Here is a 22,553-nt window from a genome sequence, read left to right as displayed (position 1 = left end):
TCGTTGCTGTGGAGCAGGCCGTGGCCGCCCCTTATGCGTCGTCTCGTCTTGCCGACGCCGGCGCCCGGGTGATCAAGATCGAAAGGCCCGAAGGAGACTTTGCCCGAAACTATGACAAGTTGGTGCGGGGACAGAGCGCTTATTTCGTCTGGCTCAACCGGGGTAAGGAGTCGGTCTGTCTGGACCTGAGGTTGGACATCGACCGCACCGTCCTCGATACGCTCATAGCCAATGCTGACGTTTTTATCCAGAATCTGAAGCCGGGCAGTATCGAAAAACTGGGTTTCGCGTCTGCTGATCTCCGTCGACGTTTTCCGCGGCTGATCACCTGCGATATCTCTGGTTTCGGGGAGACAGGGCCCTATTCCCATTTGAAAGCCTATGACCTCATCGTCCAGGCCGAAACAGGTCTGTGTGCGATCACCGGTACCCAACAGGGCCCGGCCCGGGTAGGGGTGTCAGTTTGCGACATCTCTGCGGGCATGACGGCCCACAGCGCCATTCTTCAGGCCCTCTATCACCGCGAGGTCACCGGCGAAGGCACCAGTATTCAGGTGTCACTGTTCGATGCCGTCGCCGACTGGATGAACGTGCCGGTTCTGCAACACGAATACGGTGACTACCATACGGAACGCGCCGGCGTGAACCACCCTTCGCTGGCGCCGTATGGCGCCTATCGTTGCGCCGACGGCAAGGACGTCATCTTTTCGGTTCAGAATGACCGCGAATGGGTAAATTTCTGCGGGAGATTCTTGAAGCAGCCGGAACTCACACGCGCACCTGTTTTTGCCGACAATATGGAGCGCCTTAGTCATCGTGCGCAACTTGACCAGATCATTGAACGGCGTTTTTCCGAACTGTCCTGCCAGGAAGCAATGCAGGAGCTTGAGGCGGCCGGTTTGGCATATGGGCGACTCAACGAAGTGGCGGATATTTCAAGGCATCCACACGTTCGCAGGGTTGAGATTGGCACCCCTGAAGGACCTGTAGAGACGATAGCCCCCGCGGCGATCTTCAACTCTGAGAGGCCCTCGCTGCGCCCAGTTCCGGCTCGTGGTGCCCATACTGACGCTGTCCGCGAGGAGGTTCTGGGGCTTTTGCGCGAAAGAGCCGCGTCAGCGTGAGCGGGCGTCTCGGTAAGGCGAGTGCGCTTGCGGTTTGCAAAGTGCTTGAGTACCTGTCATCTGTGCACGCTGGCCGCCGAGAAATCTCACTGGCACCGCCCTCGCTAAAATCGACTGCAGGGGCGAATCCATGATCAAGGACACCGTTCCGACCGCTGAAAGTGCGATGTCTGTACCACGCTGGAGATCCCTGCTCTTCGTTCCCGCCCACGTTCCGCGCTTTGTGCAGACGGCCCATGAGCGGGGTGCAGATGGCGTCATTCTCGACTTGGAGGATTCCGTTCCCCAGCATCAGAGGGACGAGGCACGGCGGCAGCTTCCTGAATCCGTGGCAAAAGTTGCGCGGAAAGGCGCATCTGTGTTGGTCCGCGTGAATCGTGGTTTGCGCGCCTTGGCGGCCGATCTCGATGCAGCCGTGGTGGCCGGAGTGGACGCGCTGGTTCTTCCGAAGACGGATTCGGCAGAGTGGGTGTTAGAAGTCGCGAATGCCGTTTCGGAACTTGAACGAGAAAGAAATCTTGCGGCAGGAGCCATCCGGTTCCTCTCTCAGATCGAGACCCCAGGCGCGTTGCAAAGGCTCGCGGCCATTGCGTCGGCGCACCCCAGGATGGTCGCAATGGCGCTCGGTCCCGAAGACTTCAGTGCAGCTGTTGGCGGCTCGCCGGAGTTCGACCTTCTGTTGTCGCCAAATCTTTCTGTTCTGTTTGCTGCCCGTGCCGCCGGCTTGCTACCGCTGGGCTTCATAGGAAGCATCGGCGAGTTTTCCGACACGCATAAACTTCGTAAAACCGCCGCGCATGCGCGGTGTCTTGGATTTGCCGGAGCTTTGGCGATCCATCCGACACAGGTGGCTATTTTCAACGAGGCTTTCTCGCCTAGCGCACAGGACATAGAGTGGGCCCGTCGTGTCCTCGCGGGGGAAAACAATGCCGCGGCGCAGGGCAGAGGTGCTTTCGTCTTGGATGGAAAGATGGTCGATGCACCGGTTGTCCAAAGGGCCCGAGAAATCATCGCCATGGGCACGAAAGCCGAGCTGGGCGCTTAAGTCCTTAGCAACTGATGAAACCGGACGGAGGACACGCCTCGCCCGTGGATTGCCGCGACAATCGTTGCAGCGTGGCACAATTATTGCTGTCGCACCATCGCATTTCGAGATAGATTACATAAATTGGAGTTTGCCCTCGGAAGAGTACTCGTGGAAATCAGGCAGTTAAGATATTTCGTCGGCGTGGTTGAAGCAGGCAGTTTTACGAAGGCCGCCGGCTTCCTCAATGTCGCCCAAAGTGCTCTGAGCCTACATGTGCGTCAACTGGAGGAGGGTTTCGGCACTCAACTGCTAATACGCGACAGAACCGGCGTCAGCGTCACGGCGTCAGGAGCCAAATTGCTCGAGCGGGCACGGGCGATCCTCAAAGAAATTCGACTTACCGAGGTGGAATTGACCAACACAGCTGCTTCCCCGGCGGGGGAGGTGACTATTGGCATTCCGTCTGGAGCTGCTCGCGTCCTAAGCGGTCCGCTGCTTGAGTCGGTGAGAAACGAACTGCCCAAGGTGTCCCTCAAGATGGTCGAGGGTATGACTGGACCGCTAGAGGAGTGGATGGCTGCTGGACGCTTCAATCTGGCGGTTCTCTACCGCACCGCGGACAGTATAGGCCGAATGACGGTGCTAGCACGCGAAAACCTTTGTCTGGTGGTCCCGTCCGGTGAGCCACCATTCGAAGATGCAATATCTCTGGCTGACCTGCATGCATTCCCGCTGGCTGTTCCCATGCGCAACAACAATGTCAGGCGTTCGGTGGCTGACGTCGTCGCGCAACACGGTTGCGCGCTGGACGTCAAGTTTGAAGTGGACTCGCTTTCAACGATCATCAACATGGTCATAGAGGGGAAAGCCCATTCTATTCTCGCCCCGTCTGCGGTTCAGAAAGAAGCCTCTCAAGGGCTAGTCCGAACAGTCAAGATCGTAGACCCCGTGATTACCCGCTCGGTTGTGCTTGCTGTAAATCCGAAAGATGAGCGTTCTGCGGCCGTCTCCGCAGTCCGCAAGCTCATCCCCAAGGTCGCCAGAGCATTAATAGAGAGCCGGGGCTGGGCAGCATCGGCTCCTGACGCGACCTGATAAGCGCCGATCTAAAAAACAGCCCAGACCTTTTTCACCATCGGAACAGATCGATCTGGATTCCAGATGGATTTCGGCAATATTCGATATTTGACCCGCCGCGACCATCGCGATGAAACTGGCTCAAGCGAGTTCAGCGGTTTCGATAGCGAAACGGCGCTCGTATGGTCAGAACTCAGACAGGCGGAGCCCGCGATGTCCGACGCTAGGAGCTACGAGCTCTTCATTAACGGCAAATGGCGGGCCGGTGGTAGCCGAGCCTCTCTGCCGGTGATCAATCCGGCGACGGAGGAGGTATTTGCCTCGGTGGCCTCGGCGACCGTTTCCGATCTGGATGAGGCTCTTGCTTCGGCAGAACGGAGCCGTAAGGCTTGGTCCGCACGGCCTGCGAAAGAGCGCGGCGAAATCCTGGTAGCCTCCGCTAGAATCCTAGCAGCAAAGGCTGGAGCCGCAGCCAGGGACCTATCGGCCGAACAGGGAAAGACGATTGCCGAGGCAATAGGTGAGTACGCGCGCGCCGTCGAAACGCTGGAGTGGAACGGCAGGCATGCCGACGAGCTGTCGGCCCCGATTCCGATAGGCCCGAACCGGATGATCGTCCCGGAGCCGCTCGGTGTCGTTGCTGCCTTTACGCCCTGGAACTATCCGGCCGTTCTCATCGCCCGCAAGCTCGCCCCCGCGCTGGCGGCAGGCTGCCCGGTGATCCTCAAAGGGGCTGAAGAGACACCGAGCGTGGCTGTCCATATCGTTGAATCATTGCGCCAAGCAGGCGTTCCGGACGGCGTGGTCAATCTGGTCTTCGGTGTGCCGGTGCATATATCGCGGCATTTGCTCAGTTCGCCAATCGTGAAGGTGTTGACTTTCACCGGTTCAACCGCTGTTGGAAAACAGCTGGCCATGCTCGCGGCGAATAATTTGCAGCGCTGCATTCTTGAACTCGGTGGGCACTCTCCGGTTATACTGTGCGAGGATGCCGACCTGGCAAAGGCCATACCGGCGATCTCGGAATACAAGTTCGAGTGCGCGGGCCAGAGCTGCAATGCGCCCAGCAGGATTTTTGTCGCTCGGTCCCGCTATGAGGAATTTCTGTCCCGGATGACGAAGGCGGTCCGCAAGATCAGGATCGGCCTACCAGACGACGCTGCAACGGACATGGGCCCGATGGCGAACGCCCGGCGAATCGAAGCCATGCAGCGCCTGACCAAGGATGCGGTCGAACGAGGCGCCCGCATCGAGACCGGTGGCGCCCGCCTCGACCGACCGGGCTTTTACTGGCCGCCAACCATCCTGACGGGCGTACCCAAGGAAGCGAGAGTGCTTCATGAAGAGCCGTTCGGACCGATCCTCACTGTGGCGCCGTTCGACGCGCTCGAGGAGGCGATTGAGGAAGCCAACGCCACCGAGTATGGTTTGGCCGCTTACTTCTTCACGGAAGCTGCCGATACACAACGAAAGCTGACCAACAGTCTTTCGGCAGGCGCTGTCAGTGTGAATTACCTGAAAGGGGTTTCCGCGGACGCCCCTTATGGGGGTGTCAAGCAGAGTGGTTACGGATATGAAGGCGGCGAGCAGGGGGTCCGAAGCTTCCAAATCCTCAAAATGGTCAACGGCCTCAGCTCATTTGGATGAATCCGGTGGGAAATAGAAGACGGACCATCGCCGGCAAGGACATCACAAGGAGCGTTGCCGACGCTCTTCAGTACATCTCGTACTACCATCCTCCAGATTACATCCGGTCTCTTACGCAGGCCTACGCGCGCGAACAGAGTCCGTCGGCAAAGAACGCAATCAGCCAAATTCTGCTGAACTCCCGCATGGCGGCCTTCGGGCGGCGGCCGATGTGCCAGGACACCGGCCTAGTGGTGGTCTTCGCCAAGGTCGGCATGGACGTCCGCATCAACTCAGCGGGCAATTTCGCAGACCTCGTGAATGAGGGCGTCCGTCGGGCATATCTCGATCCGGACAATCCGCTTCGGGCGTCGATCGTTGCCGATCCTCTCGCCGGACGGGTCAACACCCGCGATAACACGCCGGCAGTCGTCCACGTTGACCTTGTGCAGGGTAACCAGATTGAGATTACCATTGCCGCAAAAGGCGGCGGATCGGAGAACAAGGCACGCTTTACCACCTTGAACCCCAGCGGGTCTGTTTCCGACTGGGTAGTCGATACCGTTTCGACCCTCGGCAGTGGGTGGTGTCCGCCCGGCCTGATCTCCGTTGGCATCGGTGGTAGCGCTGAAAAGGCGATGCTGCTGGCCAAGGAAGCCATGAACGACCCCATCGATATGGCGGAACTGATCGCCAGGGGGGCGTCAAGCGCAGAGGAGGGACTGCGGATTGAGCTTTATGAGCGGATCAACGCGCTTGGTATCGGCGCCCAAGGCCTTGGTGGGCTGACGACGGTCGTTGACGTCAAGGTTGCGACCTATCCTACTCATGCGGCGTCCAAGCCTGTGGCGCTCATCCCGCAATGCGCCGCCAACCGGCACCTGAAGTTTACCTTGGATGGCTCTGGACCCATTAGGCTTGATCCTCCCGATCTGAGCGAATGGCCCGAGGTTGGAACGGAAGAATTGAGGCCAGCCGGCGTACGAAGGATTAATCTTGATACGCTGACGAAGGAAGAGACAGCATCGTGGCGCTGCGGGGAGACCCTCCTTTTATCCGGAAAGATGCTGACGGGCCGTGACGCAGCCCACAAGCGAATGGTCGAACTGATCGATGCCGGCAAGCCGCTTCCAGTCGATCTGCGGGGACGCGTGATCTACTACGTCGGTCCCGTCAGGGCAGTGAGGAATGAGGTTGTTGGACCCGCTGGTCCAACAACCTCCAGCCGCTTGGACGACTTTGCGGACAAGGTGCTCGCCGAAACCGGCCTTTTCGCGATGGTGGGCAAAGCGGAGAGGGGACCGGCCGCCATCGCGTCGATCGTAAGACACAAAACTCCATATCTTGCTGCAGTGGGTGGCGCTGCGTACCTGATTTCAAAATCGATTAAGGCGGCGCGGGTCGTTGCCTTTCAAGAGCTGGGCATGGAAGCCATCTATGAATTCGATGTGCAGGACATGCCTGTTATCATGGCCGTCGATGTTGAGGGAAACTCCATTCACAATTCCGGGCCTGTTGAGTGGCGTAAGCGTATGGCGGCCGACAGCATCGCACGCAACATCGGCGTTTGAGTCTTCCCGGTTGGATGATTTCGGCCAGACTCCAGCGCAAATTTGTTGGGCGAGTCGTAGGCCGAGCGGCATTTGCGGTGCCCTGCGCCTCGGCGAGCCGGACGAGCAAGGTCTTCAATTCACCCCGAAGCTGAATGTGCCAGTGAATACTGCATAGAGTGTGTCGTCCACGCGATCGAGGCTCGAATTGCTGTCGCGGCACTCTATTAAGTACGGCAGCGGAGATTTAAGAAATGGGTTATCTATTTATCAGGACATCCCCGACGCCGCCGACTATCCACTCCAGCTGCATCATTGCCCCGTTAGGCGTCGGGCCGATAGCCAAAACACTTCTGCATCTTTTCTCAGCGGATCGCTCTCGCTCAGCTGATTCTCGTACCCGATTCTGGCACATCTCGGGCCGAGAACGGCCTTCTACTACTACATCGGTCGTTTCAATTGGTGATAGAATTGATCGGCACACAACGCGCTGTCGATCGCTGCTTGAGAGCAACAGGTTATGAAGTCGAAACCCGATCCCGTGCAACTCGACAGTTGGGACGTCCGGATTCTCTCCGAAATTCAGGCAGACGGTCGGATTTCAAAAAGTGAGCTTGCAAAACGAGTTCATCTTTCGGCGTCGGCCTGTTCGGAGCGGCTCCGAGCACTCAAGGCCGCAGGGATTATTGAGGGATTCTACGCGCGACTGAGTCCTGCCCTCATCGGTGGCATGATCTTTGTATTGGTGGAGGTCGTGCTGGATCGCCATCGTCTTGAGGACCAACGACACTTCGAAACTGCAATCCAAGAGATTCCGGAAATCCTGGACTGCTGGGCAATTGGGGGCCGCGTCGATTATCTGATGCGGGTCGCGTCTCGTTCTATGGCCGCCTATCAGGATTTCATGGAGGGACTGCTGCAGGCAGGCTTAGGGATCGATCAATACTATAGCCTTGTCGTTACGAAACCAGTGAAGTCCAATTCACCAATACCCTTGTCCGCCCTGAGGCAACGGTAAAACCCGAAAAGCTTTAGTTTCCACGGCGTTTGGCTCGGCTCCCGTAGATTCGTCGGCAAAAAGCGTCCATTCCGACGAAACTCAAGGGACATTTGCGGTATACTAATTGCTGGAAAAGGTGGCCGAGCGCTATCCGCCAGTTGATTGCGAGGAAGGACTATGCGCTGGAGCAATCTGGAACCGATCGATTCCAGGAGACGGATCGAAGCAGCCATCGGACGCACTTGGCCAAGCACGGTTGCGGCGAGAAGCCAACCGGATCGTGCCTGGTGGAGGAGGCGTCTATATCTGAGATGCGGAGTGCCGAAAAGTGCCTCTACAGCTACCTCAATTGGGGAACCTTCGCCCTGGAATGGCGATCAGTGACGATTGAGCTTAGTCGCGGTCAGCGCCCGTGTAGGGGGGGCAGCGTTGGCAAGCCGACGGGTAGCGGGAGTGCAAGCTGGCCCGCTCGGCCTTGGCGAGCAAACCGGCCCTCGTCGGAGATCGCTCCATCGCCTTTTTAAGTCCTAAGTTCGTTGCTGATCAAGATTAGGAGATCGTCTGTCCTGTTTGACACTGCTGGTCTCCGCAGCCTTCTGAGCGAGGAGCATCGCTGGGCCGCGGTCGCGTAGGTGGGTGACAAGCCCGGTCACGCTGCCAGGGGACGTGGTCTTCGAGAAGGTGGAGGTTGCGCTACCGGCTGGAGAGCATTGCGGTTTCCCGAAGTGCCAGTTTTCACGAGACAATGGGTCGCTTAATCGAATGGGCGTCTAGTTCATAGGTTGCGAACAGAACATGGGGGATTTGAATAGTGCTACTGACCGAGGCAGAGCTGAGAAAAGTTGCGAATGCCACTCGAGGACATAGAGCCGCATCGATCGTTCTAAAGGAAGAGATGGCCGCAGCTACAGCCAGATCGTCATTCGACGTTTTTCTGTCACATTCTTTCAAGGACGCAGAGATCATTCTCGGTGTGAAGCGAATTTTTGAGGAGCTTGGGTTCACTGCTTACGTAGATTGGATCGAAGATTCACAACTGGACCGCACAAAGGTCTCCTCGGCCACTGCCGAGTTGCTGCGGACCCGTATGAGGCAGTCAAAGACGCTAATCTATGTGCATTCGAACAATTCTCCAGGATCCAGATGGATGCCTTGGGAGCTTGGCTTTTTCGATGGCTTTCGGACCGCGGTAGCAGTTCTCCCCGTGGCAAAAAATTCTTCGGAAATTTTCTCTGGGCAAGAATTTTTGGGCTTATACCCCTACATCGATGGGACCGGACCTGCAGTCCTGTCTATAAACAGAGGGACCGCGTCTAGCTCAAGACTAGGCTCTATAAGCTCGACTGCAAACGTTACGTTTGCCAAATCCTGGCTTAAAGAATTTGCTGCCATAAAATAGAATGGCGTGCTCTAAAAAATGAAATATCCTGGACTTTATAATAGCGCTGACGTGGCATCTAACGAGCAGCAGGCGACATTTCTTCGCCTGATCCGGGCAGAGTACATTCTTCTTTTTTTCGCGTCTGTTCTCTCTTTGGATTTCTCGCCATCAAAAGCCTATTTCGGTGTGTATGCGGCGGTGTTTATTTGCTCAATGGGAATCCTCATCTTCCGGTCGGTCACAAAGCCCGAGCAGGTCTGGTACCAAGCTAGAGCTTTGGCCGAGTCAGTAAAGACATTGACCTGGCGCTTTGCTATGCGAGCACAGCCGTTCGATGACGTGCGTGCGGCCGACGCTAGAGCTGATTTTCGCAAGCTCATGGAAGGTATCCTTGACAGCAATCGTCACCTTGGCAGCGCGTTGAGCGGCAAGGATTCAGCATCCCCACAAACAACAGACGAGATGATGTCGATAAGGGACTCGCAGCTAAAAGCACGAAAAGAGCTATATCTGCAGAAACGAATTTGCGATCAACGTAAGTGGTACGAGAAGAAAGCGCGCTCGAACAAGAGATCCGCGAAAATTTGGATGGGCCTTGGTGTCATTGCTTACGCTCTGGGGTTCTCGTTCATCGTAGTACGCATCGCTGACCCAGCGATGCCAGGCTGGCCGACAGAGCCGCTAATCGTTATCGCCGCCTCGCTTATCGGGTGGACCCAGATCAAGAAATTTAACGAATTGGCATCGGCTTACACGTTGACAGCTCACGAGATCGGATTGACTGCCGACCTTATTACGGACGCCAACTCTGATGAGGCATTCTCCGCGGCGGTGAACGAGGCCGAACTGGCTTTCTCAAGGGAGCATACCCAGTGGGTTGCTCGTCAAAACAACTAAGAGACAACAATGGCATACAGCGATCCGACCTATGTAATATTTGATGGCGATGAAGACGCTTGGGCATACCGCTTTATGAAAGGGTGGAATGCCAGCGAGAATGTGAGTTTTGAATTCGCGAACGCTCACGATCTGGACAATATGACGAACCGAGCACAGGACGAAGACTATGTTAAACGCAATCTTCGCAACAGAATGAATGGATCGAGCCAGGTACTTGTCTTGATCGGTGAGAAAACGAAAAACCTTTATCGCTTCGTGCGCTGGGAAATGGAATTGGCACTTGATCTAGCTCTTCCGATAATCGCAGCAAACCTCAACGGTTCGCGACAACAAGATGCGATCTGTCCGCCCATCATCAGGGACAAATGCGTTGTGCACGTGCCGTTCAAGATGAAGGCTATCAAGCACGCGCTTGCCCATTGGCCTAACGAATTTCATCGGCTTTCAAACGCTCAGCGTGCCGATGGCGCCAGGAGCTATGGCGAAAGCACCTACCGGGATCTTGGATTATGATCGCGCTACCTAAGGTCCTTAACCTGAAGATCCTCGCAATCCGCTGGCGCGACTAACCTTAGCAGCGTCTGCCGGCGTGTTCCGAGTTTGCCGAGCCGCTGATAATAATCCACGGAGAACGTCCGATTTGCTGAGTTTGGCTGAAGGCTGCAGGTCATGAGTCCAACCACTAGGCCACTAGGAGGATCCCTGCTCGAAACATCAGATCGAGTGATCAGGTCGGACGAGGGCGCTGGTTTCGAGAGAAAAGGAGCGGCTGGTCGCAGTGACGTTTGAGGCTGGAGCCAGCGTTTCAAGACTGCACGATCGGCCAGCATTGATGGAGGTAGCTTTTCCGGGCGGCGCAAAGAGTTCTGTCGGTTCGCCCGCGTCGCGCGAGCCGCCGCTCGGACTGCGCAACCCGCCCTGCGCAGCAACCACGAATATGCGATCGCAAGAAGAGCAACACAGTGACGACCGAACTTGGCGGCGCTGGTCGGCTGCGAATCAAGATGTCGATAGCGAGGCGCTCTCACCGCGTCTTTGCCGGGCCGAAGCTGCTGGCTATTATCATTTTAAGAAGTTTGCCGAGCACCAGCCGCTGCAAAGCGATCGCAATGCGCGGGGGCACGACCTCAGCCTCTCGGCGCCGGCCGACCGGGTTGAAGCCTGTGCCGCGGCACAGAACCCGGTGCATGCGCTAATCGAGGCGAATGTGCTTGCCCCTGATCACCTGCGCCACCACCTGGGCGAAGAGCAAAACCGATCCGGACCATCAGAACCCATGTCAGGGATAACCGGCCGTTCGGCGGAACATCGCCGGCGGCGCTCTATCGTACCTCGCGCGACCGGCGGGAACAGCATCCCGAGCGCAATTCTTCCTTTAACGGCATCCTGCAAACCGTTGCATATAGCGGCAACAACCCGCTCCTCCAGGGGACCGCGACCGCTAAAATCGGCGCTATGCTGGGCGCATGCGCGTCGTAAGCTGTTCATGTTTCCAGGACTCGCCCTGTCGTCGCAGAATCAGTGAGACCAATTCAACCCTATCGGCGAAGGCGAAGGTAGCGCCTTAGTTTTCACGGCAATCGGAGGTCGATCCCGCGAATTCCGCGGCGAATAACCTGCATTCCCGAGAAACTCGAGAGACGTTTCAAGTATGCTATTTGCTAAACAGGCGGCTGGCCAAGTGCCTCCGCCAACTATGGCGAGGAGAGGGACCATGCGCTTGAGCAATCTGGGAACCGAGCAACTCAGAGAAAAGGATCGAAGCTTCGTCTTTCATCCGTCAACGCATCTGGCCAAGCACAGCCGAGGCGAGACGCCAAACCGGATTATGGCCGGTGCGGAAGGCGTGTACATCTGGGATACCGAAGGCCGAAAGAGCCTCGACGGTTTCGGTGGGCTCTACTGCGTCAATATGGGGTATGGCTGCACGGAAATTGCTGAGGCCATTGCCAGGCAGGCGCACGAATTGCCGTTTGCCCATGTCTATGCAAGTCAAGGTACGGAGCCAGTCGCCCTCTTGGCAGAGGCCGTCGTCGAATATTTTGGTCAAAACATGCGAAGGGTCTTTTTCGGCCTGTCCGGTTCCGATGCCAACGAGACCAATATCAAACTGGTCTGGTACTACAACAACATCCTCGGCCGCCCTGAAAAGAAGAAGATCATCTCGCGTCATCGCGGCTATCATGGGTCTGGGCTGGTCACCGGGAGCCTGACAGGCCTTGCCTTCTTCCATAATTTCTTCGACCTGCCGCTGGACTTGGTACGCCATACCACCACGCCGCACCACTATCGCCAGGCGCATGACGGCGAAAGTGAGCAAGCGTTCTCGAAACGCTGCGCGGATGAACTTGAAGCCCTTATCCTCGCTGAAAGCCCGGAGACCGTCGCAGCTTTTATCGGAGAGCCGGTGCTTGGGACAGGCGGTATCGTTCCACCCCCAAAAGGATACTGGACCGCTATCCAAGGCGTGCTCGACAAGTACGATATCCTCCTCATCGCCGACGAAGTGGTCTGCGGGTTTGGACGAACCGGTGAGAAATTCGGTTCCCACCTCTATGGCATGCGGCCGGACTTCGTGACCATCGCCAAAGGTTTGAGTTCCGCCTACCTGCCCATCTCCGGGTCAATCATTGGCGACCGCGTCTGGTCGGTCTTGGAACAAGGAACAGAGAAGCACGGCGCCCTCGGCCATGGCTGGACATACTCGGGTCACACACTTTGCGCTGCGGCCGCACTCGCCAATATTCGACTCCTAAAGGAAAAAAATATCCTGGAGCATGTCCGCGACGTCGGACCGTATTGGCATGCCCGCATGAATGCCGAACTGGCGGGACATCCCATCGTCGGCGAGGTTCGTGGTGTCGGAATCCTCTCCGCCGTAGAGCTGATGCGAGATCCAAAACAAAGGATACCGTTTGAATCCGATCTGCAGGTCGGCGTTCGCGCCGCCGCTGCTCTGTTCGAGAACGGTGTCATCGGCCGCGCCATGCCGCATGGCGATATCCTCGGCTTTGCCCCGCCTTTGATCATCACCCGAAAGGAGATCGACATAATCGTCGACGCAACTGCTAAATCTGTCGAGACAACCTATCGCGCGTTGAAGGCCGAGGGTGCGATATGAACATGCGAACGCCGACGGGAACGAGCCGGAGGTCGACGCCGTCCCGGGTAACCAATGTAGTGGTCCCTTGGATGAACCTTCCCTCAGGCCAGACGCTTTGACGTCAGGCTGTCGTTAGGGCTCGTCGCTCATTGGTGTCCCGATGTTGAAGACGGGTTGACAGCGCATTTCGCGCCGAGCCGACCGAAACTGCTAAACTACAAGCCGTCAGATTCTAAGCATGCTTCGGATAACTTCGATCGCAAGCGATAACCAAATCAGTTCTGCCGCCGCTGTCCTGTTGCCCAACGACCAGGGCGTTTGTGCGGCGCGCCCTGCCGGTGTACCTCCCCGCCGGCAGGGCGCCTTTTTTGACCCGCTGGATCAGGGTGATTGTGGCGGGCCCGCAATCGAGAGTCCGAGATCTGCATATCCGGATAGCACATCGAGCTTCGATATTTTTATTACGCCATGCCAACCGCCCACCATCGCAGCTTCCGACGCGCGGCTTACGGCAGCCGGCGTCGAGGTCGCACACATCTCCCTTCACATGATCGAAAGTCGGGGGAGCAATCATCGCGGTGAATTTCTCCAGCGTCTTATCTCGGAGGCGAGTCTTCTCGCCGTAGCTGCCAAGAAGCAGAAAGTCCCAGGTTTAATTGAAAACAGCCGCAGGAGAAAATGCAGCTCGTCTTCAAAACTTTGCTGGAACAATTGTCTTTGAGCGTCGATCAGGTCGATTTGCGTGACGCACTGGCTAACGCGGTCGGCGCCTTCGACATTCGCGCATTCGCCTACCTGTCTCTGGTGCCTGATGGCGTCACAAAGCCGAGGCTGATATCGAACTATCATTCCAGCTGGACGTCGCACTACTTGCGCCACCAATATGAAAGGATCGACCCGGTCATAGGATGGGCAAGATACAGCGGATTTCCCTTCCGGTGGGGACCGGATTTCGGCTATGCCGGCATTTCAAAGCGACAGCAACAGCTTTTCGATGAGGCTGCCGAATTCGGCATCTGCTGCGGACTGACGATTCCACTTCTCGATCGCCGCGGTGGTGTCGCTGCGATGACCTTCGCGGCAGACAGGCTTGATCCGACTTTCCTGCGCATCGCCGAGCAATATGAACAGACGCTCGAGATTATGGCGACGTGCTTTCACATTGGCGTTCGCCGCAAGCTTTCGGGTGGTCTGGCGGTGGACGGCGTTTTGCTGACGCCCCGTGAGTACGAATGCCTGCAATGGACGGCGAAGGGCAAGTCCGCCTGGGAGATCGGCTGCATCTTGGGAATCAAGGAGCGCACGGCCGCTTTCCATCTGGACAATGCCAAGAAGAAGCTCGGCGTGCGCACCAAAAATCAGGCGGTGATGCTGCTGGCCTCCTCTCGATCATCAATTTTCTGAGGAACAGAATCCCTCTTTGATCCACCTGTGCAATTGCACAGGCAATCGCGGCATGAAGGTTCGCCTCCAATGGCAGGGTCATACCTGCGAGGAGACCATCATGATTGAACTTATTGCGCCCGGCTGGTACGGCGCCTTTGCCGACGAACTTCACGAAATGCACCGCCTGCGCTACCGCGTCTTCAAGGAACGGCTCGACTGGAACGTGCGCACCACCGGCGGCTTCGAGATCGATTCATTCGATTCCCTGGAACCGCACTATCTCGTGTTGCGCGATTCCGCCGGTCGCGTCGGGGGCGGCGTACGCCTTCTGCCCTCGACGGGGCCGACGATGCTGCGAGATGTCTTTTCGAGGCTATTGGAAGGGAGAGCGGCCCCCGAGGAACCGAGTGTCTGGGAAAGCAGCCGTTTCGCCCTTGATCTCCCACCGTCTGCACCGAAGGGCAGTGGGAGTATAGCTGTTGCCACGTATGAACTTCTCGCTGGCATGATCGAGTTCGGTTTGTCACGGCAACTCACCCATTTCGTCACGGTTACGGATTTGGGCATGGAGCGAATCCTGCGTCGTGCCGGATGGCCGCTGGTCGGGATAGGTAAGCCCCAGACAATCGGCACCACGCGCGCCGTTGCCGGCTTTTTGGATGTCTCAGAGGCGAGCCTTGCTGCGGTCCGCCACAATGCCGATCTTGGCGGTCCCGTGCTGTGGGCGCCTGTACTCTGCACGGGCGCCTGACATGGTTATGATAGATAATGACGCCGACGGGCCGGATTGGCAGGATGAGAAATCCTATCGCTATACGCGGCACCTGACGCAACGCGGCTGGGCCTGGGAATTCCTGCGGCGCAATCCGGCCTTCCAGCGTGACTTGAGGCACGCGCTTGAGCACGCAGAATTTGCAGAAAGGCGCTTCGGCATAGAAGTGGTGAGATCGTCGGCCGATCTGACGCGGTGGGGGCTCCTGTTCGCAAGCTCGTTGAGGCATGATGCGTTTGTGTTCTGGTGCTTCCGCCAATGCCCTCATGTTCTGCCGGTCATTGCGGAAAAGGCACTGTCGCCCGAAACGCTTTCGTTTGATCTCGTTGCCTTGCCATGTCGGGCGGCACTCGTGATCACGGCGGACGGTCGCCGGCATATCATGCTCCGAAATGCTCACCGGATTTACAACTGGTTGTGCAGGGCGCGGACGTTTTGCGCCCCGTTCGGCTTTCCGTCGACGCGATCTGGCCCGCCGATCGGATGAACAGCAGTTGAATGCGTTCGAATGCCTCAATGCTCTTCACGCGACCGGACAACTTCCCGACAGGCTGTTTCCGCCCGAGGCCCGCGCCAGCCGTCTGCGCTTTGTCATCCAGGCGCTTGACGGCTCGCTAGGCGGTGCATCGCACCGTCAAATCGCAAGGGCCCTGTTGGGCCGGCAACGCGTCCAGGTCGACTGGACGGATCCGCGCAACCACCTTCGCGATCGCATTCCCCGTGCTGTCCGGCGCGGTCACATGCTCATGGATCGTGGCTATCTGGATTTCCTCGCCTGAAAGTAATTGGAATAGCTCACCTGGGGCCGGTCAGCGCGCGAACAGTTCTTTGTATCCAGTCGTAACCATCCAGTTTGCCCGATCGAGATGGCTGCGAACCGCCATTCGGGCGCGCTCAGGTTCTCGCATCGGATCGATGCCGAGGACGAGCTGCGCCATCTCGTCTTCGCTGGCATCGTCGGCGGACGCGTCCAGGAGCCTCATATAGATCGTGAAGTGCTCGTTGTCGTAAGCGGTCAGACGGTCCGACCACGGGACTTCGTCTTGAACTTTGGGTTTCATCGCGACCTCCTGCGGTTCGGGTTTGTCGTCATCGGATAGGGCAAGACATCTCCTCGTTGGGCTAATCATATCGAATAGGAACGATCGTTCCTAGAACGATAGTTCCGGTTCTGGTCCCTATCTTGCCATGGACCTCAAGGAGGTCATGGCGATCAACATGCGTCGTTTGCGCCATGATCAGGACCTGACGCAGGAAGAATTGGCTGCCCGCACAGAGCTCAGCATGCGCTATGTTGGTTCGATCGAGCGTGCTCGGGTTTCCGCAAGCGTCAGTGTGCTTGGCCGGCTCGCAAAAGCGCTTGACGTTGATCCTTGTGAGTTGATTCGGCCGCCGCAGTAACAAAGGCGATCCGGCCCATCCCGGATTGCCGAAATCGATTTTGATGGCGCGCCAGTGAACTGAGCCCGCTTTCTTCGACATGGGTCTAGACCATTCGGCTTCGCTCCCTGGCGCAGCTTGCGTGACCTACAGCGCTGACCTTGAGCGATAGTCATCGTCAGATCGCATCCGGGAAGTCGCGAACTCTAACAGCAGGTAGTTCGGGCAAAGTCGATGCTCGTGCCAGTTGCTCCTAGTTTGTAGAGTATACTCCGTGGTGAAATCCTCAACAAGAGGGTGGCCTCTCGCGTATGGGAATCCGAGAGGTCTTTGCCCGCAATCTGCGTAGGCTTCGCGAGAAAAAGAAGCTCTCGCAGGAGGCGCTGGCACATGAAGCTGGTGTTGATCGAACCTACATCAGCGCTCTTGAGCGCAGTGTATATGCTGCTACCATCGACATGGTCGAGAAGCTCGCTACGGTGCTGGAGGTTGAGCCGGCAAGGATGCTCGATCCGCGATCGGAATAGACTTAATGCATCGTCTGATGCCGAGATCCTTCGATCGCCCGCCAACGCCGGCTGCTGGAACAGCTGATAGCGGCGCGCAAGAACAAGGGCTTAACCCAGGCCAAGGTTGCCGAAGCGCTTCGCTGCCCGCAGTCTTTCGTGGCCAAGTATGAGGGCGGTGAACGTCGCATGGAATTCATTGAGTTCCTCGACGTAGCCGAAGCGCTCGAAATCGACCCTTGCGGGGTTCTCGCACGTGTGCGTCGCTTGCGTGACCGATAGCTCGTGCTGTGCTTGGCTTGAGCGACCAACGTCATCGAAATCGCATCCCTGGATTTGCTGCCCTCGCGGCAGATGGTTCGGGCAAATCGATGACAATGTGGATTACATATTATAGTTGTTAAACTCAAGGCCCGTGATCCGCTGACCTCCGCGCATGGATATGCGCAAGCTGGTCGGACGAAATGCACGTAGGATCAGGGAGAAGACCGGCTTGACGCAGGAGCAGCTTGCCGAGATCTCCGGATTCAGCCAGCAGTACATCAGCGGGCTGGAGAAGGGCAAAAGGAACCCCACCATCGTGACGCTTTATGAACTGGCACAAGCCCTCCGTGTCAGCCACATCGATCTGGTGCGACCTGACTGACCAGGATTAAGCGCTATTTGGAAATGGCGCCGACGCGCCGCGGACATTTCGACCGCATCCGTCGTCTAGATGATGCTGCGCACACCCGGATAGGCGAAGAGGCACGACGTGCTGCCAGTCGCGCCGCCAGCTCTGAGTGATCGCCGGTTGTCGCCGGCCCAGTCCCGGGGCCTGAAGTCCTCCAGAGCCTTCAAGCCGGCTTGGCGTCCGCGCCCCGGCAGATGGCGCTGAGCGTCGGCACGACGGCTTTACGATCCTTCCGTGACACGAAATCAAGTTAATGGTGGATCGGGCACGTTAGCACTGTCGCCTGGGGAAAGGTGGCGCCGATCGCCTCCCTCTTGGCCAAGCAGTTCGCCAGCTTGCCGTCTTACCAGCACCTCGCCGATCTCGTCGCGTTCTTGTTTAGGCGTTGCAACAGATCCTTCAAAGAAATTCATGGAATATTTGCGACCGCAAATCGCCGTCAATGGTACGCTCACCACAATTTTCGAGTTCAGTGACGGCAGAAATCTAATGCGTTTTATGTTCCGCTGCCGAACAGCATTTGCGAAGAGCGCGAAATGACAAAGCCAGCAGGACGAGGGTTCGGTTCTTCTATTTGGCGTCGTGCTGGCCAATGATAATACTTATCGATCACCTAATGACAGCAGCACATCTTGTTCGCCTTCGGATCCTGGGCCTTTGCGCGCATGCCGACCTGACTGTCTGCGAACTAGCGGAGATTCTCGATTTTCGTCGGGAGCACGTTGCGCGACACGTCCGGATGCTCGCCAGAGCCGACTTTCTTTGCGGCAACGGACAACGTCCTTGGTCCTCATATCATCTCAATGCAGGGGGCAAGGACGGAGGGTTGGTTCAATTCTTGGTCGATCTCCTGCCCCGCGACGCGCGGGGGATCAGGGCCTCATGTTTGGATTCGCTTGCAACGAGACGGATACATTGATGTCCTTGCCGATCCAACTCGCCCATCGTTTGACGAAAGACAGGCAGAGATCCGGAAAACGGGACAGCTTGGCTGGCTGCGTCCAGACGTGAAATCTCAAGTGTCCGTACGCTACGAGGGTTTCCGCCCGGTGGCGCTGGATACCATAGTCCTGTTGACGCAGCATGACGAGGCGGTCTCACAAGCCACGGTCCGCGAAGGCGTCATTGAGGAGATCATAAAACCGGTCCTGCCGCCCGACTTGGATACGACGGGAACAGATTCCTGGGCAATCCAACCGGCCGGTTCGTGATCGGTGGGCCGCACGGCGACTGCGGGCTTACCGGGCGCAAGATCATCGTCGATACCTACGGCGGAATGGGGCGTCACGGCGGCGGCGCCTTTTCGGGCAAGGACCCATCCAAGGTTGACCGCTCGGCCGCCTATGCGGCGCGTTACGTCGCAAAGAATGTCGTTGCCAGCGGCCTTGCAGAGGTCTGCGAGATTCAGCTTGCTTACGCGATCGGCGTGGCCGCGCCGGTGTCTATCCTCGTCAATACTTTCGGAACTGCAAGATCGAGGAAAAAAGGATCGAGCGCCTTATTCTTGAGCTTCTCGATCTCCGACCGAAAGGCATCATCAAGATGCTTGATCTCTTACGCCCGATATACCGCAATACGGCGACATACGGACACTTCGGCCGTGAAGAGCCTGAGTTCACCTGGGAGAAGACGGACAGAGCCGACGACTTGCTGCGTGAAGCAGGACCGGCAGCTGCGTGAGGGCCGCTGGATCAAGCGCATGCGGCAACTCGCTAGACCGGCGCCCGGCCGGCATAGCAAAAAGCCGGTGGGGTAGTTCGCGGAGACATCATTGATGCCGAACTATGACGTGCTTTGTATCGGTAATGCCATCGTCGACATCCTCGCCCAGTGCGACGGCATTTCTGCAAACCAACGGCATCATCAAGGGCGCGATGAACCTGATCGACACGAGGCGCGCCGAACTGCTCTACAGCCGCATGGGCCCGGCCATCGAAGCCTCCGGCGGCAGCGCCGACAACACGGCGGCGGGCGTCGCGAGCTTCGGCGGCCGCGCTGCCTTCTTCGGCAAGGTCTCGAACAATGCGCTCGGCGAAATCTACGCCCATGACATCCATGCGCAGGGCGTCGCCTCTGACACCAAGCCGCTCAATGGCGAGCCACCGACGGCGCGCTCGATGATCTTCGTTACCCCAGACGGCGAGCGCTCGATGAACACCTATCTCGGCGCCTGCATCGAGCTCGGGCCGGAAGATGTCGAGGCCGACAAGGCGTCCGCTGCGGCGCTGGCCCAGATCCGCAAGGACTGCAACATCGCTGCCGTCACCCGCTCGGAAATGGGCTCGGTCATCGTGCGCGGCGACGAGACCGTCACCGTCGACGCGACCAAAATCCGGGAGCTGGTCGACACCACCGGCGCCGGCGACCTCTATGCCGCCGGCTTCCTCTACGGCTACACGCAAGGGCGGCGCAGCCTGAAGCATTGCGGCGATCTCGGCTCGCTGGCGGCCGGGCTGGTGATCCAGCAGATCGGGCCAAGGCCGCGGCATAATTTACGCCACGAGGCTGAGCAGGCAGGGTTGATCTAGCCGGGCGACTCAACGACAAGCTGCCCGTCTCCCCTCCTGCAGGCTGTGCGGGGAAAGTGCGCGTAAATCGAAATTTTGTATGCGCATCCGCGTGAGACGGCAGCCCGCGGCATGTCACGATCGAAAAGGTTGATTGTGGTGTCGCCCTCCAGTGCGAACCCCCTGCCGTGCGATATGGGAAGCGTACCGATCGCCAGCTCGACATGTCGCACATATTGCTCACCCGCCATCGTCGACCTCGTGTGGCAACAGGTCGGCCGGAATAGGAATGCGATAGAGCGGGTAAGCGGCCAACTGGTGAATTGACATGAACGCATCGCCCGATTGAGGTTATCCTGCCGAGAGCGCAATGCGTTGTTCAAGCAAGTCGAGACGATCATGGGCAAATACAAAGACCATTCGTCAGCCACGCCGGCATCGCCATGACGATGACACGATTTCTTTGCGGAACAGTCTTCCGAGCCATCTACTTTCAGCGTTCGTCGAACGTAACCGCGGACCTTGTCGACGCCGAAGTGATGTGGTTCAACACCAGCAAGGGTTTTGGCTTTGTCAAATTGCCGGAGGGCATCGAGGCCTATCTGCACATCCGGGTACTTGAGGCGGCGGGAGCCGCGGCGTTTACGAGGAAAACACGTCCAAGGTCACAACGGAAGAAAGCCCCAAGAGGTCACCAGGTCTCGGGAGTGCTGTAGGTCGGCGATCAAACCGCGAGAGTTGCGCTGGAAAGTCCACCGCCGGGACGGGTGCCCAGTTGGAGAGCGAGGGCACCTTTAAGTGGTACAATCCCCCAAAAGGGCTTCGGCTTGATTGCTCCTGAAAACGGTGAGAGCGACATTTTCGTTCATGCCCCGCGCTGACCCGCTCAGGACTCGGCATGCTGAGGGAGGGTCAGAAGGTGTTTGTTCAATGCGGGCAGGGCAGGAAAGGCCTGGACGTTCGGGGAATTCGCCTCGCTAAAATGCGATGGTCCTGGGACCGAAATCGCGCCTCAGACAAAGAAAAGCCCGCTGCCGGGAGGAGGTGGCAGCGGGCTCTATTTCGAATGAGACGCGGGAGGAGGTGCGCCCCATTCAGCGTCGGCACCACATCTGGGAGGAGTAGATGGCCGACAACATGATCATACCGATAGCTGCGGATATTGCAATGCACAAATTTTATATCGCAAGTGCGAAATGATGCCGGATCCGCTCGATCGATCCTGACAAAGTGCGGTCAGGCTGCGGCTTTCTTGCGGGCACGCTTGGCAGGTGCCGGCGCTCCCGGTTCCTTCGGCTTGCGGCCCAGACCCATGGTCTTGGCCAATGCCGAGCGCGCCGCACCGTAGTTCGGCGCCACCATGGGATAGTCCGCCGGCAGCCCCCATTTCGCGCGATATTCGTCGGGCGTAAGGCCATAGTGGGTAGCCAGGTGACGCTTGAGCGACTTGAACTTCTTGCCGTCGTCAAGGCTGACAATGTAATCGGGTGTAACCGATTTTCTGATCGGTACGGCAGGCTTGAGAGCTTCCGACTTTTCTGGTGCGGTACCACCAGTAGTGCCTTTCAATGCGATGTGGATCTGGCCGATAAGCCCAGGCAGTTCACCGACGGGAACCGGATTATTCGAAACATAGGCTGAGACGACATGGGCGGAGTTCGATGAGGTTGTCAGCTTTCGTCTCAGCTTCTTCGGTCATGAAAACGCTCCTGCGGGCTTAGATTAGGCGGTGCAGAATCAATTCATAGCTTAATAGTGACGACCGCGTTTGATAGCAACCAAGCCATTGCACGATCTGCTGGCGGATCGCTACACACCCGGCCGCAGCCGCGGATCTTCTTCTTGAACCGTCATCGCCCTGACAACACACTGTGCCATGGTCGCCGCGTCGGTGCGGCGCCTCTTCCCGCAAATCGGCTATTTGGAAGGTTGGAGGAACGAATGAACGCTGAGGCTTTCAGCAGCCCCCTTTTCGTGAAGCGCGCTACGCACATCATCCAAGAGATTGCCGGCCTTGCGGATGCAATCGATTTTCTCAATGAATGGCCGGAAGATCGCAGAGACCTGATCCACGAAGCCGCCCTCAGGGCATGCTACGATGCATACGATGGGCGCAAGCCGGTAAGCACGGCGCGCAATGCCTTTTTCGGCTTTGCGAAGCGGGTCGCCATATTGGAAGATCCAACCTCCGCGATGCAGTGGATCGCCGCCTGCAGATCGGGCAGTGGAAAAGTGCAGGTGTAGACTTCGACGACGTGTTTGAGACTGGCGCGAGGCGCGTCAAAGAGTGCAGTATGTCCAGGTTTCAGCTAGACCACGCGAATGAGAAGCAGTTCCTCACCACCGACTACAAAACCGCAGATCGCACGCAACCCTGACCATGGCCAGACGCAGCTCATGGCGATCGCTTGGTCGCCAATGGCCAGGTTCGGCGGTGCAGATGCAGCGGTCGGGTTCGGCTGAGTATAGCGCGACGATCAGGATGAGACGCGCGCGACAATCTGGATGAGACTCTCAGAGCGCGGTCACGGGCAAATTATC

Annotated in this window: 22 protein-coding genes and 4 pseudogenes; 23 read left to right on the top strand and 3 right to left on the bottom strand. The window is 57.7% G+C overall.

The features are described 5' to 3' along the window. The 15 genes and pseudogenes from AC0L3D_RS32925 to AC0L3D_RS32855 all read left to right on the top strand — a co-directional run. Positions 1-1,124: CaiB/BaiF CoA transferase family protein (locus tag AC0L3D_RS32925; RefSeq protein WP_473647144.1), on the top strand; the 1,124-nt coding region annotated here is incomplete at its 5' end. 130 nt (positions 1,125-1,254) lie between these two features. Continuing rightward, the gene (locus tag AC0L3D_RS32920; RefSeq protein WP_473647142.1) at positions 1,255-2,169 is read left to right on the top strand and encodes an HpcH/HpaI aldolase/citrate lyase family protein; all 915 of its coding nucleotides are present in this window, start codon (positions 1,255-1,257) and stop codon (positions 2,167-2,169) included. Positions 2,170-2,319: 150 nt separating this feature from the next. After that, positions 2,320-3,246: a LysR family transcriptional regulator gene (locus AC0L3D_RS32915; RefSeq protein WP_473647140.1), complete on the top strand. Its 927-nt coding sequence runs from the start codon at positions 2,320-2,322 to the stop codon at positions 3,244-3,246. A gap of 195 nt (positions 3,247-3,441) precedes the next feature. After that, positions 3,442-4,875, top strand: a complete 1,434-nt coding sequence (locus AC0L3D_RS32910) for an NAD-dependent succinate-semialdehyde dehydrogenase (RefSeq protein WP_473647148.1) — start codon at positions 3,442-3,444, stop codon at positions 4,873-4,875. After that, a complete protein-coding gene (locus tag AC0L3D_RS32905) occupies positions 4,872-6,425 on the top strand; it encodes a fumarate hydratase (RefSeq protein WP_473647138.1) in 1,554 nt (517 codons plus the stop codon). The genes AC0L3D_RS32910 and AC0L3D_RS32905 overlap by 4 nt, the downstream gene beginning before the upstream one ends. Positions 6,426-6,924: 499 nt before the next feature. Continuing rightward, the gene (locus AC0L3D_RS32900) at positions 6,925-7,422 is read left to right on the top strand and encodes an Lrp/AsnC family transcriptional regulator (protein ID WP_473479208.1); all 498 of its coding nucleotides are present in this window, start codon (positions 6,925-6,927) and stop codon (positions 7,420-7,422) included. Between the two features lie 793 nt (positions 7,423-8,215). Continuing rightward, on the top strand, positions 8,216-8,803 hold the full coding sequence (locus AC0L3D_RS32895; protein WP_473647136.1) for a hypothetical protein: 588 nt from the start codon (positions 8,216-8,218) through the stop codon (positions 8,801-8,803). An 18-nt stretch (positions 8,804-8,821) separates the two neighbouring features. Beyond that, a complete protein-coding gene (locus tag AC0L3D_RS32890; RefSeq protein WP_473647134.1) occupies positions 8,822-9,682 on the top strand; it encodes a DUF4231 domain-containing protein in 861 nt (286 codons plus the stop codon). A gap of 9 nt (positions 9,683-9,691) precedes the next feature. Next, positions 9,692-10,198 (top strand): TIR domain-containing protein, encoded by a 507-nt coding sequence (locus AC0L3D_RS32885; RefSeq protein WP_473647132.1) that lies wholly within the window; start codon positions 9,692-9,694, stop codon positions 10,196-10,198. A gap of 515 nt (positions 10,199-10,713) precedes the next feature. Then, a pseudogene (locus AC0L3D_RS32880) lies at positions 10,714-11,174 on the top strand (IS66 family transposase); the annotation flags it as partial. A 225-nt stretch (positions 11,175-11,399) separates the two neighbouring features. After that, complete coding sequence (locus AC0L3D_RS32875; RefSeq protein WP_473593789.1) at positions 11,400-12,806, top strand: aminotransferase; 1,407 nt, start codon at positions 11,400-11,402, stop codon at positions 12,804-12,806. 660 nt (positions 12,807-13,466) lie between these two features. Then, positions 13,467-14,192: a helix-turn-helix transcriptional regulator gene (locus tag AC0L3D_RS32870; RefSeq protein WP_473479221.1), complete on the top strand. Its 726-nt coding sequence runs from the start codon at positions 13,467-13,469 to the stop codon at positions 14,190-14,192. Between the two features lie 100 nt (positions 14,193-14,292). After that, a complete protein-coding gene (locus tag AC0L3D_RS32865) occupies positions 14,293-14,925 on the top strand; it encodes an acyl-homoserine-lactone synthase (protein ID WP_473647147.1) in 633 nt (210 codons plus the stop codon). Continuing rightward, a complete protein-coding gene (locus AC0L3D_RS32860) occupies positions 14,834-15,433 on the top strand; it encodes a transcriptional regulator domain-containing protein (RefSeq protein ID WP_473647131.1) in 600 nt (199 codons plus the stop codon). Before AC0L3D_RS32865 ends, AC0L3D_RS32860 begins: the two co-directional genes overlap by 92 nt. Before the next feature lie 7 nt (positions 15,434-15,440). Next, positions 15,441-15,725, top strand: a complete 285-nt coding sequence (locus tag AC0L3D_RS32855; protein WP_473525299.1) for a DUF2285 domain-containing protein — start codon at positions 15,441-15,443, stop codon at positions 15,723-15,725. Positions 15,726-15,755: 30 nt separating this feature from the next. Here the strand turns inward: AC0L3D_RS32855 and AC0L3D_RS32850 are convergent, their stop codons facing one another. Continuing rightward, the gene (locus tag AC0L3D_RS32850) at positions 15,756-16,007 is read right to left on the bottom strand and encodes a DNA -binding domain-containing protein (protein WP_065012453.1); all 252 of its coding nucleotides are present in this window, start codon (positions 16,005-16,007) and stop codon (positions 15,756-15,758) included. Positions 16,008-16,134: 127 nt separating this feature from the next. Between AC0L3D_RS32850 and AC0L3D_RS32845 the strand changes: the two genes are divergently transcribed. From AC0L3D_RS32845 to AC0L3D_RS32830, 4 genes are all read left to right on the top strand, one after another. Beyond that, complete coding sequence (locus AC0L3D_RS32845) at positions 16,135-16,347, top strand: helix-turn-helix domain-containing protein (RefSeq protein ID WP_065012446.1); 213 nt, start codon at positions 16,135-16,137, stop codon at positions 16,345-16,347. A 290-nt stretch (positions 16,348-16,637) separates the two neighbouring features. Continuing rightward, positions 16,638-16,853 (top strand): helix-turn-helix domain-containing protein, encoded by a 216-nt coding sequence (locus AC0L3D_RS32840; RefSeq protein WP_473525300.1) that lies wholly within the window; start codon positions 16,638-16,640, stop codon positions 16,851-16,853. 33 nt (positions 16,854-16,886) lie between these two features. Next, positions 16,887-17,114: a helix-turn-helix domain-containing protein gene (locus tag AC0L3D_RS32835; protein WP_473647145.1), complete on the top strand. Its 228-nt coding sequence runs from the start codon at positions 16,887-16,889 to the stop codon at positions 17,112-17,114. 154 nt (positions 17,115-17,268) lie between these two features. Further along, on the top strand, positions 17,269-17,478 hold the full coding sequence (locus AC0L3D_RS32830) for a helix-turn-helix transcriptional regulator (protein WP_473537081.1): 210 nt from the start codon (positions 17,269-17,271) through the stop codon (positions 17,476-17,478). 272 nt (positions 17,479-17,750) lie between these two features. On the opposite strand, the gene AC0L3D_RS32825 is transcribed toward AC0L3D_RS32830, so the two are convergent. Beyond that, positions 17,751-17,918: a hypothetical protein gene (locus AC0L3D_RS32825; protein WP_473647129.1), complete on the bottom strand. Its 168-nt coding sequence runs from the start codon at positions 17,916-17,918 to the stop codon at positions 17,751-17,753. A gap of 469 nt (positions 17,919-18,387) precedes the next feature. Here AC0L3D_RS32825 and AC0L3D_RS32820 point away from each other — a divergent pair. The 3 genes and pseudogenes from AC0L3D_RS32820 (at position 18,388) to AC0L3D_RS32810 (ending at position 20,033) form a co-directional block, all read left to right on the top strand. After that, positions 18,388-18,716, top strand: a pseudogene (locus AC0L3D_RS32820) (hypothetical protein). Further along, entirely contained in the window at positions 18,713-19,261 is a 549-nt protein-coding gene (locus tag AC0L3D_RS32815) for a methionine adenosyltransferase domain-containing protein (protein WP_473647128.1), read from the top strand. Before AC0L3D_RS32820 ends, AC0L3D_RS32815 begins: the two are co-directional and overlap by 4 nt. 18 nt (positions 19,262-19,279) lie before the next feature. Further along, positions 19,280-20,033, top strand: a pseudogene (locus AC0L3D_RS32810) (adenosine kinase). Positions 20,034-21,248: 1,215 nt separating this feature from the next. Here AC0L3D_RS32810 and AC0L3D_RS32805 read toward each other — a convergent pair. Further along, positions 21,249-21,711: pseudogene (locus AC0L3D_RS32805) on the bottom strand (Ros/MucR family transcriptional regulator). Positions 21,712-21,953: 242 nt separating this feature from the next. Between AC0L3D_RS32805 and AC0L3D_RS32800 the strand changes: the two are divergent. After that, positions 21,954-22,256: a DUF982 domain-containing protein gene (locus AC0L3D_RS32800; protein ID WP_027056410.1), complete on the top strand. Its 303-nt coding sequence runs from the start codon at positions 21,954-21,956 to the stop codon at positions 22,254-22,256. Positions 22,257-22,553: the final 297 nt, after the last annotated feature.

The organism is Mesorhizobium sp. WSM4837 (assembly GCF_055811435.1).
This window is presented reverse-complemented; position numbering and strand designations above follow the sequence as displayed.